Below are 14,607 nucleotides of genomic sequence, written 5' to 3'. Positions count from 1 at the left end.
GGTTTCTCTCTTGAAAATGCTTGCATTTTTCTTTTGCGTAGATTAGAATACTAATATATCAGTTTGTGTAATTTAAGGAGGATATTCATGTTTGATCACAATGTCTTGAAAAAGGCGCACGTCATTTTTCCTGCTGAAAAAAAAGCAGCGATTGATGCTCAAACAGCAATACAGCCGAGATGGCTTCATTTTGGCGGAGGAAATTTATACCGAGCGTTTCATGCAGAAATCGCTCAATCCTTGATTGATCAGAACGAATTATCGAGCGGCATCGTTGTCTGCGAAACATTTGATGAACAGATAATCGATCAAGTATATACACCTTATGAGAATGATATTCTAGAAGTGATCATGCATGAGGATGGTCAATTAACGAAAAAACTTTTGCAATCGACAGCTGCCAGTTATTATTGTCATCCATCTTGCACCGATAGTTATCAAAAGGTACGTCAGTTGTTTAGCGATCCTTCTGTGCAGCTGGTCACCGTAACAATCACAGAAAAAGGCTATGGCTTAAAAGACAGTCAGGGGAATTTTTTGCCTGTCGTCCAAGCGGATCTCGCTGCGGGTCCTCATCAGGTCAACCATACAATGAGCATTTTGGCTAGCTTTTTATGGGATCGTTTTCAATCAGGGGCTCTTCCGATTGCTATGGTCTCCACCGATAATTTTTCGCAAAATGGGCTCCGTTTCCAAACGGCGATGGTCACCATCGCAAAAGAGTGGCAAAAGCTGGGGCATGTTTCAGAAGCGTTTGTCCGATACTTAGAAAACAACGCGCAAGTGACGTTTCCGTGGTCAATGATCGATCGGATTACGCCAAATCCTTCAACAGCAGTTGCAGAAGAATTAGCAGCAGCTGGCATTCAGCAGTTGCCAGTCATCCGGACCGATAAAGGAACGACGATCGCTCCGTTTGCTAACACAGAGGCGACTCATTACTTGGTGATTGAAGATGATTTCCCGAACGGTCGCCCGAATTTAGACAAAGCAGGGGTGATCTTGACGAGTCGAGAGATCGTAGACAAAACCGATAGTATGAAAGTCACAACTTGTTTGAATCCACTGCATACGGCAATGAGTTTGTTCGGCTGTTTACTCGGCTATACATCCATTGCTGCGGAAATGACCGATCCAGATATTGTCGCTTTGATCAAAGGAATCGGCTATCGTGAAGGCTTGCCGGTAGTGGAAGATCCTGAGATCATTCAGCCAAAGAAATTTATCGATGAGGTGGTCGGTCTTCGTTTACCGAATCCGCTGATTCCTGACACCCCACAGCGCATCGCCGCAGACACCTCACAGAAAATCGCCATCCGTTTTGGTGAAACCATCAAAAAGTATGTGGAGAAAGAAGGCTCGGCTTCTGAGCTGACTTTTATTCCTTTAGCGATTGCTGGCTGGTTGCGCTATCTCTTAGCGATCGATGATGAAGGCCATCCATTTGTCCCAAGTCCTGATCCCCTCTTAGCAGAATTGCAAGAGATTTTACATGAATGTCAGTTGGGGTCAGCCGCCGATGTTCAAGAGATCATTCGACCAATCTTAGCAAATCCGCAGATTTTCGGGTTGGATCTCTATCAAGCAAGAATCGCTGAAAACGTGGGTCATTTGTTCGCTAAGATGCTAGCAGGAACCGGCGCAGTCCGTAAAACATTACATGAAACAGTAGAAGGGATCGAATAAAAAATGGAAATGACATTTCGTTGGTATGGAAAAGAATACGATAAAATCAAGTTAGCAGATATCCGTCAAATTCCTGGGATGAAAGGCATCGTCGGTACACTCTTTGATTTGCCTGCTGGAGCAGTTTGGCCCAAAGAACGGATCAAGGCGCTCGTGGAAGAAGTCGAAGCAGCTGGACTTTCTCTGAAGGTGATCGAAAGTGTCAATATTCATGATGACATCAAGATTGGCTTGCCTTCGAGAGACCTGTATATCGAAAACTACAAAGAAACGATTCGTAATTTGGCAGCATACGGGATCGAAGTGATCTGCTATAATTTTATGCCGATTTTTGATTGGATCAAAACGGATCTCGATTATCGCTTAGCCGATGGTTCTTCTACGATGGCATTTGAAAAAGCAGGGATCGACAAAGACCCAGAAGAGATCGTCAAAGAAGTTGAGGAGTCAAGCTCTGGCTATACCTTGCCAGGCTGGGAACCAGAACGTTTGGCTCATGTCAAAGAATTGTTTGCTGCGTATAAGGATGTCGATGATGACAAATTAAGAGAAAACTTTGCTTATTTCCTAAAAGCCATCATTCCCACCTGCGAAGAGGTCGGCATCAAGATGGCTGTTCATCCAGATGATCCTCCCTATTCGATTTTTGGTCTGCCGCGTATCGTTAAAAACCGTGATGATCTGGATTGGGTCTGTAACGTGGTCGACAGTCCGTCAAATGGTATCACACTTTGTACTGGCAGTATCGCCGAAGACCCAGCCAATAATGTCTATGAGATTTTGGCTGAGTTTTGTCGCCGGGATCGAATTCCTTTTGCCCATGTTCGTAACATTCAATACTTGGGCAATGACAAAGACTTTTATGAAGCACCGCATCTCTCCTCTGAAGGCTCGTTAGACATGTATCAGATCCTAGAAGCGATGTACAAAAATGGCTTTGACGGCTATATTCGACCAGATCATGGGCGAATGATCTGGGGAGAAACGGGACGTCCAGGCTATGGCTTATATGATCGGGCGATCGGCGCTTCCTACTTATTAGGGTTGTGGGAAGCCATCGACAAGAGCGTGGGGCGTTAAGAAAAGGAGCGAAGAAATGTTTTTAACTGACGATTTTATTTTGAAAAACAGCTTTGCCAAAGAGTTATACCATGGGTATGCAAAAAAGCAGCCGATCATTGATTACCATTGTCATTTAGATCCGAAAGAGATTTTCGAAGACCAAAACTTCACCAATCTGACCCAAGCGTGGCTGGCGGGGGACCATTACAAATGGCGCTTAATGCGAGCCAATGGTGTTGCAGAATCTTTGATCACTGGCGATGCTGATGACTACGAAAAATTCTGTGCTTGGGCGCAGACCTTGGAGGCTTGCATTGGCAATCCATTATATGTCTGGACCAATTTGGAATTGAAGCGAATCTTTGGTATTGATGAGCGGTTGACACTAGCCAATGCAGCAAGCATTTGGGAAAAAGCCAATCAACAGTTGCAGACGAAGGAATTTTCACCACGAGGGCTGATCAAAAAGATGGCCGTTGAGGTGATCTGTACGACGGATGATCCCATTGATTCGTTGACGTATCATCAAAAGCTGGCAGAAGAATCCTTTGCTGTGTATCCTACCTTTCGTCCTGACAAAGCAATCAATCTGCAGAATTCAGAATTTCCAGCATACCTTAAGCAATTGGCTGCAGCTGCGAACAAAGAAATCACTAGCTATCAAACGCTGGTTGAAGCATTGGCCGTACGTATTTTTTACTTCCAGCAACGGGGCTGTCGTTTAGCAGATCACAGTCTATCACGTCTTGGAGAGGAAGCCTACGATACCGCTGCACTTGAAGCGATTTTTCAGAAGCGTTTGACCACTGGGACACTGACTAATGAAGAAATCAGACAGTTTCAAACCGGCTTGCTGATTGACTTGATGCGCGAATACGCGAAGCAAGGATGGACCGCGCAATTGCATCTGATGGCGACTCGCAACAACAGTCAAAAACTTTTCCAACAACTAGGACCTGATAGCGGCGGTGATGCGATGGGGGACGATCGTCTAGCGAGCGGCTTAAGTCGGACATTGGCGCAGCTTCAGGCGGAAAGCTTATTGCCGAAGACGATTTTGTATTCACTGAACCCCAAAGATTATCCAGTGTTGACTGCGCTGATGGGGGCGTTCCAAGAAGAGAGCAAAGGCAAGCTGCAATTAGGCTCTGCTTGGTGGTTCAATGATACGTATTCTGGTATGCGATATCAGTTGACGACCCTAGCAGAAGGCGGGATTCTTGGAAACTTCGTCGGCATGCTGACGGATTCTCGCAGCTTTTTGTCTTATCCACGCCACGAGTATTTCCGGCGGATTTTGTGTCAGGTGATCAGTGAATGGGTAGAAGACGGACAACTGCCAGCAGATGAAATATATTTAGGGCAGATCGTCGCAGATATCTCTTATCACAATGCGAAAACCTACTTTGATTTTCCAAACTAATGACTACTCGATTCGTACTTGGCTTGCTAGAGAAGGAATCGAGTGTTTGTATGGCTATTGCTAAAGTTGCGTCTGTTCATTTACTATTGGCAGGGAATCCAGTACTATGATAGAAAGAATCAAAGAAGGAGCGAACAGTATGAATCCATTCTATGAAGAAGTCTATGCGCTGGCGCGGCAGATCCCTTTTGGTAAAGTCGTCTCCTATAGTCAGATTGCGTGGAAATTGGGACAAATCAACGGCGCGCGAGCAGTCGGTCGAGCGATGCGCTTGAGCCCTCAGGATGTCCCTGCCCATCGAGTCGTGCGGGCAGATGGCGTCTTAGTTGGTCTCACCGCCAATGTGCGAAAAGCAGCACTCGTCGATGAAGGGGTGGTCTTCAAAGCCAGTGGTCGTATCGATATGAAGGCTTGCAGTTGGTCCATGAGCGAGATCGCTCCCGCTCAAATGAAGGAGCCATTATGAAAAAACGTGAATTTATCGTGCAAGATCTGTTGAGTAAAATCTATCAGGAAGAATTTTCTGCCGGCAAATTACCCAACCAAAGAACCCTTGCGCAAACCTATGGCGTTTCTCGGTTTACGATCCAGCAAGCAATCAAAAACCTTGAAGAGATCGGGATCGTCAAAGTAGTACAAGGTTCAGGGATTTTTATCCATGAAAAATGGGTCAAAAACCCAATGATCTTTAATTCCTTGACCCGCACCCCTTATGACCGCATCCATTCCAAAATGATTTCCTTGAATAAGGCGGCAGCAACGTTGGATGAACAGCAGATTTTCCAAATAGGCCCAGACGAGGAAGTCTGGACCTTTAAACGAGTGCGGATCGTCAATTATAAAATCGAACAGCTGGAAACCTCTAAATTGCCCGTCAGCCTATTTCCTGAATTGACACAAGAAATCGTGGAGCACTCGATCCAACGCTATGTCGAAAGCTGCGGATACCGCATTTCCCACTACATCACAAGCTATACCCCCATCACCACATCGACCGCGCAATCGGGTATTTTATTGTGCAAGCGGGGAACACCGGCAATGCAGATCAGCAATCGGGCGATTTTAGAAGACGGCCGCGTGTATGAGTTCAGCAATATCGTTGCCATTGATTATGCCGTGACCTACATCCGTCCCTTTGACCGTGAGATCCATCGCTCACGCATCGATTGATTTTGGGAAAGCAAAGGTGCCAGTTGCGTCGTCTTTACCCAGAGAGAAGAAAGACATCCCCTGTCGATTGGACAGGGGATGTCTTTTGTTGTGTTTAAGGAGTGATCAAAGTGCCGTCTGGTGTACGGCTCTGGGTCCATTCGTGAGGACGGTAAACCACGGGAAATTCCGCAGCTGCTGCTTCATCGAACGTGATTCCGATCCCACTTTTCTCGATGGGATAAAAATAGCCGTTTTCAGGTTGTGGACTACCACCAAAGACCGACTGGGTATTTGCTGGGATCGCAATCGTTTCTTGGATCGCGGCATTGTGGAGATGGATATTTAGATGGGTATTGACGGCTAAGCCGACAGGGCTGATATCAGACGGCGTATGCCAAGCGATCCGAATGCCCATCGCATCGCAGAAGTGAGCCAATTTCAATGCTGGCGTGATCCCACCGATTTGTGAGACATGGGCACGCATAAAGTCAATCTGTTGATTTTTGACTAGCTCTTGCCATTCCATCGGATTATTGAACAATTCGCCGGTCGCGATCGGGGTCGCCGACTGGCTGCGGAGTTGCTGCAACCACTTGTTTTGATCCGGCGGCAAAATATCTTCTAGGAAAAAGAGATTGAAAGGCTCAGCGGCTTTTGCAAATTGAATCGCTTGGTTTGGATGTAGCCGTTCATGCACGTCATGCAGCATTTGAAATTGATTGCCGTATCGTTCTTGGATCGCAGCAAACATTTTCAGTGTTGTGTCCATGTAGTCTGTTTGATCAAAATAGGAACCAGCGATGGGCTGATCGGGTGTTTGCAGTTGGCTAGGATTTCCACCATAAAAGCCTAATTGGCAACGGATATAGCGATACCCCTCAGCCAAGAAGCGATCGATTTCTTGATAAAGGTCTTCGAGATTATCTGCCACGGCATGGGTATAGGCGGGAATCGCCGTACGCGCTTTTCCACCTAACAGTTGATACAATGGCATATCGGCTAATTGTCCCTTGATGTCCCATAAAGCCATGTCGACTCCTGAGATGGCATTGTTGGTGATCGGACCATTCCGCCAGTAAGAATTGACATTCATCACTTGCCAAAGATCTTCGATTTGATTGGCATCGCGGCCAAGTAAGAGGGGGCGTAAATACTCGTCAACGACGGTTTTTACGGCTAGTGGGCGAAACTGGAAGGTTGCACAACCTAACCCAGATACGCCTTTGTTCGTTTCTACTTTAACGACAACAAGGTTATGACGATCAGGTTTGATCGCAAAGGCTTTGACGTCGGTGATGATTGTTGGTGTCATTTCATTCACTCCAATTTTTGTCTCTAGTTGCTATAGCCATTGAAACATGCTTGGCAACCGCTGTCAATTTGGTCTAATAAAAACTGGATATACACCATAAAACCAGTCCAATTTTCGCCTATTTTATAATAAAACGTTGATATATAGCGTTTTTATTCTGGTTTTATCAAAAAAGGACTGGTTTTACAAGTCTGTGTGAGCATGCTACTATGTGTGTGAAAACGGAAACACCTGAAAGGGCGCCCGTCAAAAGGATCAGGACCGTTAGCAAACAACAGGGGGAAAAAAAGATGACCAAAGAAGACATCGTAAAACAGATCATTAAAGATGTTGGCGGATCAGACAATATCAACAATGCATGGCACTGTATGACTCGCTTGCGTTTTGATTTAAAGGATGAGAAAAAAGTCGACTATGCGGCGTTAGAAAAAACACCCAAAGTCGTAGGAACAAAATATCAAAGCAATCAGCTGCAAGTAGTGATAGGAACGGATGTTGCTGATTATTATGCACCTTTAGCAAAAGAATTAGGACTTGATGAAGCGAACCAAGGGGAAACATCAGAGAAAAAAGGAGCCGTTTCCTTATTTATGGATACCGTTTCTGGCGTTTTTGGTCCGATCGTTCCAGCTATCGCTGGCGCAGGAATGATCAAAGGATTGATGGCTGGATTGGTGGCATTGAATGTCATCTCTAATCAAACAGATACCTATTTAGTGATCGACATGATTGCGAGCGGCGTATTCACATTCTTGCCATTTTTTGTTGCTGCTTCTGCCGCTCGGATTTTTAAAACCAATCAATATTTAGCGATCGCAATCGCGGCAACGCTGCAATTTCCAACGATGACCAATGCGGTAGCCGAAGGGACAATTTCCGCCTTTCGTTTGTTCGGCGTATTGCCAGTACCCGTCTTTAACTATGCAGGGACAGTGATTCCCATTATCTTTGCCGTGCTGGCGCTCAGTTATATTTACCGTTGGGTCGATAAACTCTTACCACAAGTGCTGCGTACCGTGTTTACACCGACGATTTCGTTGTTTGTCGCTGGTATCTTGACATTAACGGTCATTGGCCCAATCAGTATCCATCTAGGAAACTTATTGGCTGCTGGCGTGGCTGGATTATTCACTATCTCGCCTGTCTTAGCAGGAATCGTGGTAGGGGCGATTCGACCAATCGCAATCTTCACGGGACTGCATCATGCCATGACCCCGATCGCTTTGCAAAACTTTGCCAATCAAGGATATGATATGCTGATGCCAATGATGTTTATGGCAAATATGGCAATCACCGGCGCAACAGCAGCTATTTATTTCAAAGTCAAAACCAAAGAAGAAAAATCGATCATTCTATCGTCGGCGGTTTCAGGCTTGTTAGGGATCACAGAACCTGCGTTATTCGGGATTTTGTCGAAGTATAAAAAAGCCTTTATCGCAGCAACAGTTGGTAGTTCTGTGGCTTCTGCCTTCATCAGTTTCTTCGGTGTTCGTATTTATGGGTACATTCTTTCAAGTATTTTTAGTTTGCCAGCCTATATCGGGGAATACTTTATCTACGCCGTTCTAGGGATCATCTTGGCGATCGGCTTATCTTTTGCCATGAGCTGGTTCTTGGTACCAAATCAAGCAGCAGAAGGCGATCGTTACACCAACGAAGTGGATCTGCATGCCGTGACCCATGGTGAATACGTCCCATTAGAAGATGTACCAGATGAAGTTTTTTCAACGAAAATGATGGGAGAAGGCTATGCCATCGAGTCACAAGATGGCCAAATCTTTGCACCAGTCAGTGGCGAAGTCACCACTGTGTTCCCTTCAAAACATGCCGTCGGGATCAAAACCCAAAACGGCGTTGAAGTTCTTGTGCACATGGGGATCGATACAGTTTCCCTTGGCGGTCAAGGCTTTGAAGTCTTTGTCAAAGCTGGGGAGCAAGTAACTCCGCAAACCAAACTGGCACAAATGGATCTGCCGTTTATCAAGCAGCAAGGCAAAGAAACCATGGTGATCGTTTTGATCACCAACATGGATCGCGTGCAACAATTTTCTGGAAGTACTGATTTAGAAGGCAGACACCAAGCCGGTGCATTACTGGAAAAAGTCGTTTTGAATGCCTAATAAAAGAAAAAAGATGAGCTTCGTTAACGAAGTTCATCTTTTTTTCTTTGCAATTAACTACGCAGCCCGCGGCCTTTTTGGATCAAGTACCAGCATACGCTGTATAAGACGACAATGAACAAGACCAAAATACCGATGGAGAGGAAAATCGGGACATCGATGGTGCCCAAAAATCCGTAACGGAAACCAGAGATCATATACACGATCGGGTTGACTTTGGAGATCGTTTGCCAAATTGGCGGTAGCATGCTGATGGAGTAAAAGACGCCTCCAAGATAGGTCAATGGTTGTAAAACAAAGGTTGGCACGATGGAAACATCGTCAAAGGATTGGGCGAAGATCCCATTTAGCAACCCTGCTAATGAAAATAAGATGGCGGTCATGACAAGGGTTAAGACAACGATGACCCAAGAATAAACATGTAATGGGACGAAGAAAAGGGAAATGATGGTCACCAATGTGCCCACCAAGATACTACGGCCAAGTCCGCCAAAGACAAAGCCCCAAATGATGACGTGGGTAGGGACCGGCGCCACTAAGAGTTCCTCAATGTTTTTTTGAAACTTCTGTGAAAAGAAGGAAGATGACACGTTAGAGTAAGAACTAGTGATCGTCGACATCATGATCAGCCCAGGAACGATAAATTCCATATAAGAAAAGCCGCCCATTTCGCCGATGCGGCTGCCGATCATTTTCCCAAAGATAATAAAGTATAAGGAAGTAGTGATGACGGGTGGGACGAGGGTCTGCACCCAAATCCGTAAATAGCGGTTGGTCTCTTTGACCGCTAAACTTTTTAAGGCTGTAAAATAAAGACTAAACATGGTTTTCCTCCGCTTCGTGTGATTCTTCGGTGATTTTCAAAAATAGTTCTTCCAAGCGATTGGATTTGTTGCGCATGGAGAGGACATTGATCCCTTGCTGACTGAATTGGGCAAAAAGATCGTTGACGCCTTGATCTCGAGCGACTTCAACAGCGATGGTCTGTTCATCTTCCATTTGGATCGGATACCCAGTGATCGTTGGTGCTTGCTTGATCGGTGCGATATCAAAAAGAAAGGTTTCAAATTGCAGTTTTGCCAATAAGGACTTCATGCTGGTGTTTTCGATCAGTTCACCAGATTGGATGATCCCGATGTTGCGGCAAAGCATTTCCGCCTCTTCTAAATAATGGGTCGTCAAAATGATCGTTGTGCCCTTTTGGTTCAATTCCCGCAAAAAGCTCCACATTTCCCGCCGTAATTCGATATCGACACCTGCCGTCGGTTCATCCAAAATCAATAGCCGTGGTTCATGCATCAGGGCACGAGCAATCATCAAACGGCGTTTCATCCCGCCCGACAGCATCCGCGCACGAACATTGCGTTTTTCCCACAAATTCGACTGCTTCAAGTATTTTTCGCTGCGCTTGATGGCTTCGTTGCGAGGGACACCATAATACCCAGCTTGATTGACAACGATCTGCTGGACCGTTTCAAAGGGATTGAAATTGAATTCTTGGGGAACCAGACCAATCTGTTGTTTGACTTGGACCAATTCTTTGTCTAAATCGTAGCCGAAGACTTTGACGCTTCCCGAAGATTTATTGACAAGAGAGGTGATAATGCCGATGGTGGTGGACTTTCCAGCGCCGTTTGGGCCTAACAAGGCATAAAAGTCGCCTTCTTCCACCGTCAAATTTATGCCCCGCAACGCTTCAACGCCGGTAGCATAGACTTTGCGTAAATCGGTTAGTTCTAGTGCATAGGTCATGTTTGTTTGAACTCCTTCTATGTATGATGGTTTATTCTATCATTTTTTTTCAAGAAGAACCGCATGATTTGATTTTTTTCATTTGATTAGATAACAATTGTTGCTAATCGATGAAAAGTGGGAAAGAGGCAAAAGAAAAAACGACCATTTGATCGTTTTTTCGATAAAGTCGATTGTTAGCATAAATACCGTTCTGGTCGTTCTGTCTGTCCTAATAAGTAATCGACAGAAACATTATAGAGGGAAGCTGCGTGTAGCAGCGTCAATACATCGGGTAAGCGATCGCCTGCTTCGTATAAGGTGTAATCGGGGTAAGACACATCGAGATGCTGGCATACTTCTTTTGGGCTCAATCCGCGTTCTTCTCTTAAAAATTTGAAGCGGCAACGCAAGGTGTCTAATAAAAAAGCTTCTTCTAATGTCACTTTGCGGTCCTCCTTAAAAAATAGCGCTTTTTTTCGCACTGTTCTCTTTTTATTGTACCAAAAAAAGCAAAATATGCGAAGTGATTCACATGAAGGGCGATCGGTTTTTGTCAAAAAGCGAAACAAATGACTTGCTCTGAGACGCGTTTCATACAGTATGCTTGATTTATAAAAAGGAAGGCGGGATGGAAACATGAATACATACATGAAGAAAAATGGTGCGGAATGTTGTTATGTGACGTTGGCATTTGATGGACAACAACTGGTATTGACGAAGCCAAAAGGGTTCTTTCAAGAACGGTTAGTAGAAATTCCTGTGGATGAGATCAGTCACTTGACGTGTGATGAACACTTCGGGTCTCAGCGTATCGGATTTATCCATCACAACGATTACTATGAATTTTATACATGTGGGTTAAGTGTGATAGACTATATGAAAGAACAATTATTCGTTTAAGGAGCAGTGAGTCATGGCAAACATTCGGGATATTGCACGCTTGACCGGCTATTCGGTCTCAACGGTTTCACGAGTCATTAATAACAATCCTTATGTCAGTGAAGAAAAGCGTCGTAAGATCCTGGCTGTCATGGAAGAGGTCAACTATATTCCGAATTACACGGCGCGGGCATTAAGTGTCGGCAAAACCAAAAACATCGGCGTGATCCTGCCGTTTGTCAATCATCCCTATTTTGATCGATTATTGAGCGGCATCACGACAGCAGCGTTTGCTCGTGGCTATAAGGTGACTCTTTTAGCCACGAACTATGATCCGCAAGTAGAGGAAGCATATTTGCAAGAATTTGCGGCGAAAAGCTTTGATGCTTTGATCATTACCTCGCGGGCGAATCCGATCGAAACCTTATTGCCTTATCGTTCATACGGACGCATCGTCTTTTGTGAAAATATCTCGTATTTGACTGACGGCTGCACTTATATCGATCGAGAGGAATCGATCAAGGAGGTCTTCACGTATTTTAAGGAACAAGGCATCCAGAAAATCGGCGTGACATTGGGACGTAGCCGCAAGCTCAGCAGCAATTCAAAAATCACGGTCCGTTTGGCTCATGACTATTTTTCGACCTTTTCCGAAGACTTGATTTTTTGGGATTGTTTGACGGAAGAAGATGGCAAAGAAGCGGCTGCTTATTTTGCAGATAAAGGGGTCGAAGCGATTTTCACCAATGGGGATCATGTTGCTGCTGGGATCCAGTCGCAGGCGCCGGGAGAATGGCTCGTGATTGGACGGGACAATCTATACATCAGCGAGCTGCTGCAGCTTTCAACGATCGATCATCACTTGCAAGCTTGCGGGGAGACCGCCGTCCAATTGGCGGTAATGGAAAAAAGCGGCAACTATCGCATGCCCTATGAGTTCATCAAACGATAGCTACAGACGAAACGATGCGCAAACAGTGCCCCTGAGCGGGCAGTGCTTGCGCATCGTTTTTTTAATGGGATTTGGTGTAATGGTCAATGATCTGTTTCAACAGCTGCGCGCTGCCGAAGCCTGCTTTTTGATCGTAATAGGCGGTAAAACGCTCGTCTTGAACGTACATTTCCCCTAAAGATCGGTGATATTCTGCTGAGTAAAAGGGCGCTGCTTGTTTAAGCCATGCTTGATGCGCAGCAAAAGCCATTTGGGCTTTGTCAGAAGGGATTCGTTTCCCTTCCTTTTCAGTCAATAGCTCTTTTAACAGCTGCAATAAGCGGTTTTCGTTGTCGGTCAGTGCTTGATAATCGACTTGGGTCATCTGCTGCCACTTTTGGTTGCTTTGTTCGATGATTTCCTCACCGTAGGCTTCTCGTAATTCGGCACCGTAGTTCGCTTCGTTTTCACGAATTTTTTGTTCCTTAAAATAACGGAATTTCTCTTGATCGGTCATCGTCTTTTCTCCTTCATAATAATCAATTGTTTGCGCCAAGGTGGTCAAAAGACTGTCCAGGGCTGCTCGCTCTTGTAAAAGCTGTTGGTAATGTTGCAACAAGACCATTTGGATCGATTCTTGTGGCTCATCCAAGATTCCGCGGATTGTTTCTAATGACAGCCCAAAAGACTTAAAATATAAAATCTGCTGTAGGCGATCGACTTCCTGTCTCTCGTAGATACGGTAACCAGCTGAGTTGGTGCGTTGCGGTTGTAACAACTTGATCTGATCATAATACCGCAGGGTACGGCTGCTGACTCCTGACAGTTTAGCTAAGGCACTGATCGTATATTCCATCGGCTTTTCCCTCCTTACACCTGTATCCTAAAGGTTGACGTAACGACAAAGTCAAGAAAATTTTTTTGCGTTTTTTAAAATGTGCTATAATTATAACAAAGAAAGGAAGATAAGATGCAAATAGTTTTTTCTGATATTGATGGGACGTTCCAAGAAATGGGGCACCCGATTCATGAGATCAATAAAGAAGCCATCCGTTGTTTGCAAGCCCAAGGGGATCACTTTGTGTTTGTCACAGGGCGAGGATTTGAGCTTGTTCAAGATATGATGGCGGAAGAAGGCCTTTCCTGCGATGTGATTTTTGGAAACGGCGCTGGTCTGATGGTAAAAGGAGAAGCGCCTGTTTTGACGCATACCTTGCCCTATAAGACATTGGCGCAAGTGATTGGTATCTTAGAAACAGAAGAGGTTTTTTATTTCTTACATACTGACCATGGCATCATTTCCCCACAAGCGTATTTGTATGAAGCGCAGTTTCAAGAAAGCCGCAAGCAGTTACTCGCGGAGTTAGGGGAGCGAGGACAAATCATCGCTGACTACAAATATGAGTTCTTTTACAACGAATGTCTTCATAAAGACGACGTGCTGCAGTTTATGAAGGAACATCCAGAGATAAAGGTCATCAAAATCGAACTGATGGAAGCGTCAGACGAAAAAAGAGAACGGCTGCGGGCGATGATCCAATCAGAAACGGCTGCGATTTTTCAATCCTTTGTCCAAACACTGGAGATCGTTGATCCATTGGCGACCAAAGGTGCCGCGATCCGTTCCTTTTTAGAAGCTTTTCCCGCTGCCAAAAGCTACGGGATCGGTGATGGTGAAAATGACCTTGCGATGTTTGAAGCGGTGGATGTTTCTTTGGCTGTAGCAAATGCCAGCCCAGCGATCAAAGCAGTTTGTGATCGAACCATTGAGCGCGCGGAAGACGGCGGTGTTGGCCGCTTTATTTTAACAGAATTAGTTTCGAGAGAGGATGTTGTGCATGAAGTTGATTGAAACCCCAGTAAACCAAAATCTAAATATGGAAACTTTTTACCCGAACATCTCCAAGTATCTATTCGACAAAATAGCGATCAAATACTATAAATTGTACTCGCTTGATCGGACGCAGATTCTCTATGTGGATAGTTTTGATACGATTTCTTTAGTATTGATCAACAATAAAAAGAAAATCAGTCGGGAAGAAGTCGACACAGCGATTCATCGTTTGCTGAAGGTCGATCGCAAAGACGTGACCGTCAATGTTAATATTCGTAAAGAAATGGAAGCAAGAGGCATCACCTTTTCTAAACCGAGGAAAGATGTCATTCTTGTTCAATTGCCTGTGAAAGAATAGTAGTTGAAAGAAGTTGGGACATGCACGTTGCAAGAGCAATCAAACGTTGAACAAAGGGGCGACCTTATACGCGCGCAGGAATGATGCGCCAATAAGTAGGAGGCTGACCCATGCTT

General features: G+C 45.0%; 15 protein-coding genes. 10 read left to right on the top strand and 5 right to left on the bottom strand.

Annotated elements, in window-relative coordinates:
- Window positions 1-87: 87 nt before the first annotated feature.
- The 5 genes from A5878_RS13545 to A5878_RS13525 all read left to right on the top strand — a co-directional run bounded on the left by A5878_RS13545 (window position 88) and on the right by A5878_RS13525 (window position 5,341).
- Window positions 88-1,686: a mannitol dehydrogenase family protein gene (locus A5878_RS13545; RefSeq protein ID WP_060791414.1), complete on the top strand. Its 1,599-nt coding sequence runs from the start codon at window positions 88-90 to the stop codon at window positions 1,684-1,686.
- Between the two features lie 3 nt (window positions 1,687-1,689).
- Window positions 1,690-2,766, top strand: a complete 1,077-nt coding sequence (gene uxuA, locus A5878_RS13540; protein ID WP_010749907.1) for a mannonate dehydratase — start codon at window positions 1,690-1,692, stop codon at window positions 2,764-2,766.
- Between the two features lie 16 nt (window positions 2,767-2,782).
- The gene (gene uxaC / locus A5878_RS13535) at window positions 2,783-4,171 is read left to right on the top strand and encodes a glucuronate isomerase (RefSeq protein WP_060791413.1); all 1,389 of its coding nucleotides are present in this window, start codon (window positions 2,783-2,785) and stop codon (window positions 4,169-4,171) included.
- A 139-nt stretch (window positions 4,172-4,310) separates the two neighbouring features.
- Complete coding sequence (locus tag A5878_RS13530; RefSeq protein ID WP_086295681.1) at window positions 4,311-4,637, top strand: MGMT family protein; 327 nt, start codon at window positions 4,311-4,313, stop codon at window positions 4,635-4,637.
- Complete coding sequence (locus A5878_RS13525; protein ID WP_060791412.1) at window positions 4,634-5,341, top strand: GntR family transcriptional regulator; 708 nt, start codon at window positions 4,634-4,636, stop codon at window positions 5,339-5,341. Before A5878_RS13530 ends, A5878_RS13525 begins: the two co-directional genes overlap by 4 nt.
- 94 nt (window positions 5,342-5,435) lie before the next feature.
- Here the strand turns inward: A5878_RS13525 and A5878_RS13520 are convergent, their stop codons facing one another.
- Window positions 5,436-6,635: an enolase C-terminal domain-like protein gene (locus A5878_RS13520; RefSeq protein ID WP_005234111.1), complete on the bottom strand. Its 1,200-nt coding sequence runs from the start codon at window positions 6,633-6,635 to the stop codon at window positions 5,436-5,438.
- 290 nt (window positions 6,636-6,925) lie between these two features.
- On the opposite strand from A5878_RS13520, the gene A5878_RS13515 reads away from it, so the two are divergent.
- On the top strand, window positions 6,926-8,755 hold the full coding sequence (locus A5878_RS13515) for a glucose PTS transporter subunit IIA (protein ID WP_086295680.1): 1,830 nt from the start codon (window positions 6,926-6,928) through the stop codon (window positions 8,753-8,755).
- Between the two features lie 53 nt (window positions 8,756-8,808).
- Here the strand turns inward: A5878_RS13515 and A5878_RS13510 are convergent, their stop codons facing one another.
- The 3 genes from A5878_RS13510 to A5878_RS13500 form a co-directional block, all read right to left on the bottom strand.
- Window positions 8,809-9,579 carry an ABC transporter permease gene (locus tag A5878_RS13510; protein ID WP_005228499.1) on the bottom strand — a complete coding sequence of 257 codons (771 nt, stop codon included), beginning with the start codon at window positions 9,577-9,579 and terminating at the stop codon, window positions 8,809-8,811.
- The gene (locus tag A5878_RS13505; RefSeq protein ID WP_005228500.1) at window positions 9,572-10,507 is read right to left on the bottom strand and encodes an ABC transporter ATP-binding protein; all 936 of its coding nucleotides are present in this window, start codon (window positions 10,505-10,507) and stop codon (window positions 9,572-9,574) included. Before A5878_RS13505 ends, A5878_RS13510 begins: the two co-directional genes overlap by 8 nt.
- Window positions 10,508-10,683: 176 nt before the next feature.
- Window positions 10,684-10,932, bottom strand: a complete 249-nt coding sequence (locus A5878_RS13500; protein ID WP_005234115.1) for a helix-turn-helix domain-containing protein — start codon at window positions 10,930-10,932, stop codon at window positions 10,684-10,686.
- 193 nt (window positions 10,933-11,125) lie between these two features.
- Here A5878_RS13500 and A5878_RS13495 point away from each other — a divergent pair, with 193 nt between their 5' ends.
- Window positions 11,126-11,389: a hypothetical protein gene (locus A5878_RS13495; RefSeq protein ID WP_005228502.1), complete on the top strand. Its 264-nt coding sequence runs from the start codon at window positions 11,126-11,128 to the stop codon at window positions 11,387-11,389.
- 13 nt (window positions 11,390-11,402) lie between these two features.
- Window positions 11,403-12,320 (top strand): LacI family DNA-binding transcriptional regulator, encoded by a 918-nt coding sequence (locus tag A5878_RS13490; protein ID WP_010749901.1) that lies wholly within the window; start codon window positions 11,403-11,405, stop codon window positions 12,318-12,320.
- Window positions 12,321-12,381: 61 nt separating this feature from the next.
- Here A5878_RS13490 and A5878_RS13485 read toward each other — a convergent pair whose 3' ends face one another.
- Window positions 12,382-13,155 carry a MerR family transcriptional regulator gene (locus A5878_RS13485; RefSeq protein WP_086295679.1) on the bottom strand — a complete coding sequence of 258 codons (774 nt, stop codon included), beginning with the start codon at window positions 13,153-13,155 and terminating at the stop codon, window positions 12,382-12,384.
- A 114-nt stretch (window positions 13,156-13,269) separates the two neighbouring features.
- Between A5878_RS13485 and A5878_RS13480 the strand changes: the two genes are divergently transcribed.
- Together A5878_RS13480 and A5878_RS13475 are read left to right on the top strand one after the other, a co-directional pair.
- Entirely contained in the window at window positions 13,270-14,151 is an 882-nt protein-coding gene (locus A5878_RS13480; protein ID WP_060791410.1) for an HAD-IIB family hydrolase, read from the top strand.
- On the top strand, window positions 14,138-14,491 hold the full coding sequence (locus A5878_RS13475; protein ID WP_010749898.1) for a DUF1827 family protein: 354 nt from the start codon (window positions 14,138-14,140) through the stop codon (window positions 14,489-14,491). Before A5878_RS13480 ends, A5878_RS13475 begins: the two co-directional genes overlap by 14 nt.
- Window positions 14,492-14,607: the final 116 nt, after the last annotated feature.

Source organism: Enterococcus sp. 3G6_DIV0642, from assembly GCF_002140635.1.
Classification (GTDB): Bacteria; Bacillota; Bacilli; order Lactobacillales; family Enterococcaceae; genus Enterococcus_D; species Enterococcus_D casseliflavus.
Note: the sequence above shows the minus strand (reverse complement) of the source record. Positions and strands in the feature narration are given on the sequence as shown.

Bases quoted from the DNA above. Each gene is read 5' to 3' on its own strand.
- A5878_RS13485 (WP_086295679.1), bottom strand. From the start codon at position 13,155: ATGGAATATACGATCAGTGCCTTAGCTAAACTGTCAGGAGTCAGCAGC.
- uxuA (WP_010749907.1), top strand. From the start codon at position 1,690: ATGGAAATGACATTTCGTTGGTATGGAAAAGAATACGATAAAATCAAG.
- A5878_RS13505 (WP_005228500.1), bottom strand. From the start codon at position 10,507: ATGACCTATGCACTAGAACTAACCGATTTACGCAAAGTCTATGCTACC.
- A5878_RS13495 (WP_005228502.1), top strand. From the start codon at position 11,126: ATGAATACATACATGAAGAAAAATGGTGCGGAATGTTGTTATGTGACG.
- A5878_RS13490 (WP_010749901.1), top strand. From the start codon at position 11,403: ATGGCAAACATTCGGGATATTGCACGCTTGACCGGCTATTCGGTCTCA.
- uxaC (WP_060791413.1), top strand. From the start codon at position 2,783: ATGTTTTTAACTGACGATTTTATTTTGAAAAACAGCTTTGCCAAAGAG.
- A5878_RS13545 (WP_060791414.1), top strand. From the start codon at position 88: ATGTTTGATCACAATGTCTTGAAAAAGGCGCACGTCATTTTTCCTGCT.
- A5878_RS13530 (WP_086295681.1), top strand. From the start codon at position 4,311: ATGAATCCATTCTATGAAGAAGTCTATGCGCTGGCGCGGCAGATCCCT.
- A5878_RS13515 (WP_086295680.1), top strand. From the start codon at position 6,926: ATGACCAAAGAAGACATCGTAAAACAGATCATTAAAGATGTTGGCGGA.
- A5878_RS13510 (WP_005228499.1), bottom strand. From the start codon at position 9,579: ATGTTTAGTCTTTATTTTACAGCCTTAAAAAGTTTAGCGGTCAAAGAG.
- A5878_RS13475 (WP_010749898.1), top strand. From the start codon at position 14,138: ATGAAGTTGATTGAAACCCCAGTAAACCAAAATCTAAATATGGAAACT.
- A5878_RS13520 (WP_005234111.1), bottom strand. From the start codon at position 6,635: ATGACACCAACAATCATCACCGACGTCAAAGCCTTTGCGATCAAACCT.
- A5878_RS13480 (WP_060791410.1), top strand. From the start codon at position 13,270: ATGCAAATAGTTTTTTCTGATATTGATGGGACGTTCCAAGAAATGGGG.
- A5878_RS13525 (WP_060791412.1), top strand. From the start codon at position 4,634: ATGAAAAAACGTGAATTTATCGTGCAAGATCTGTTGAGTAAAATCTAT.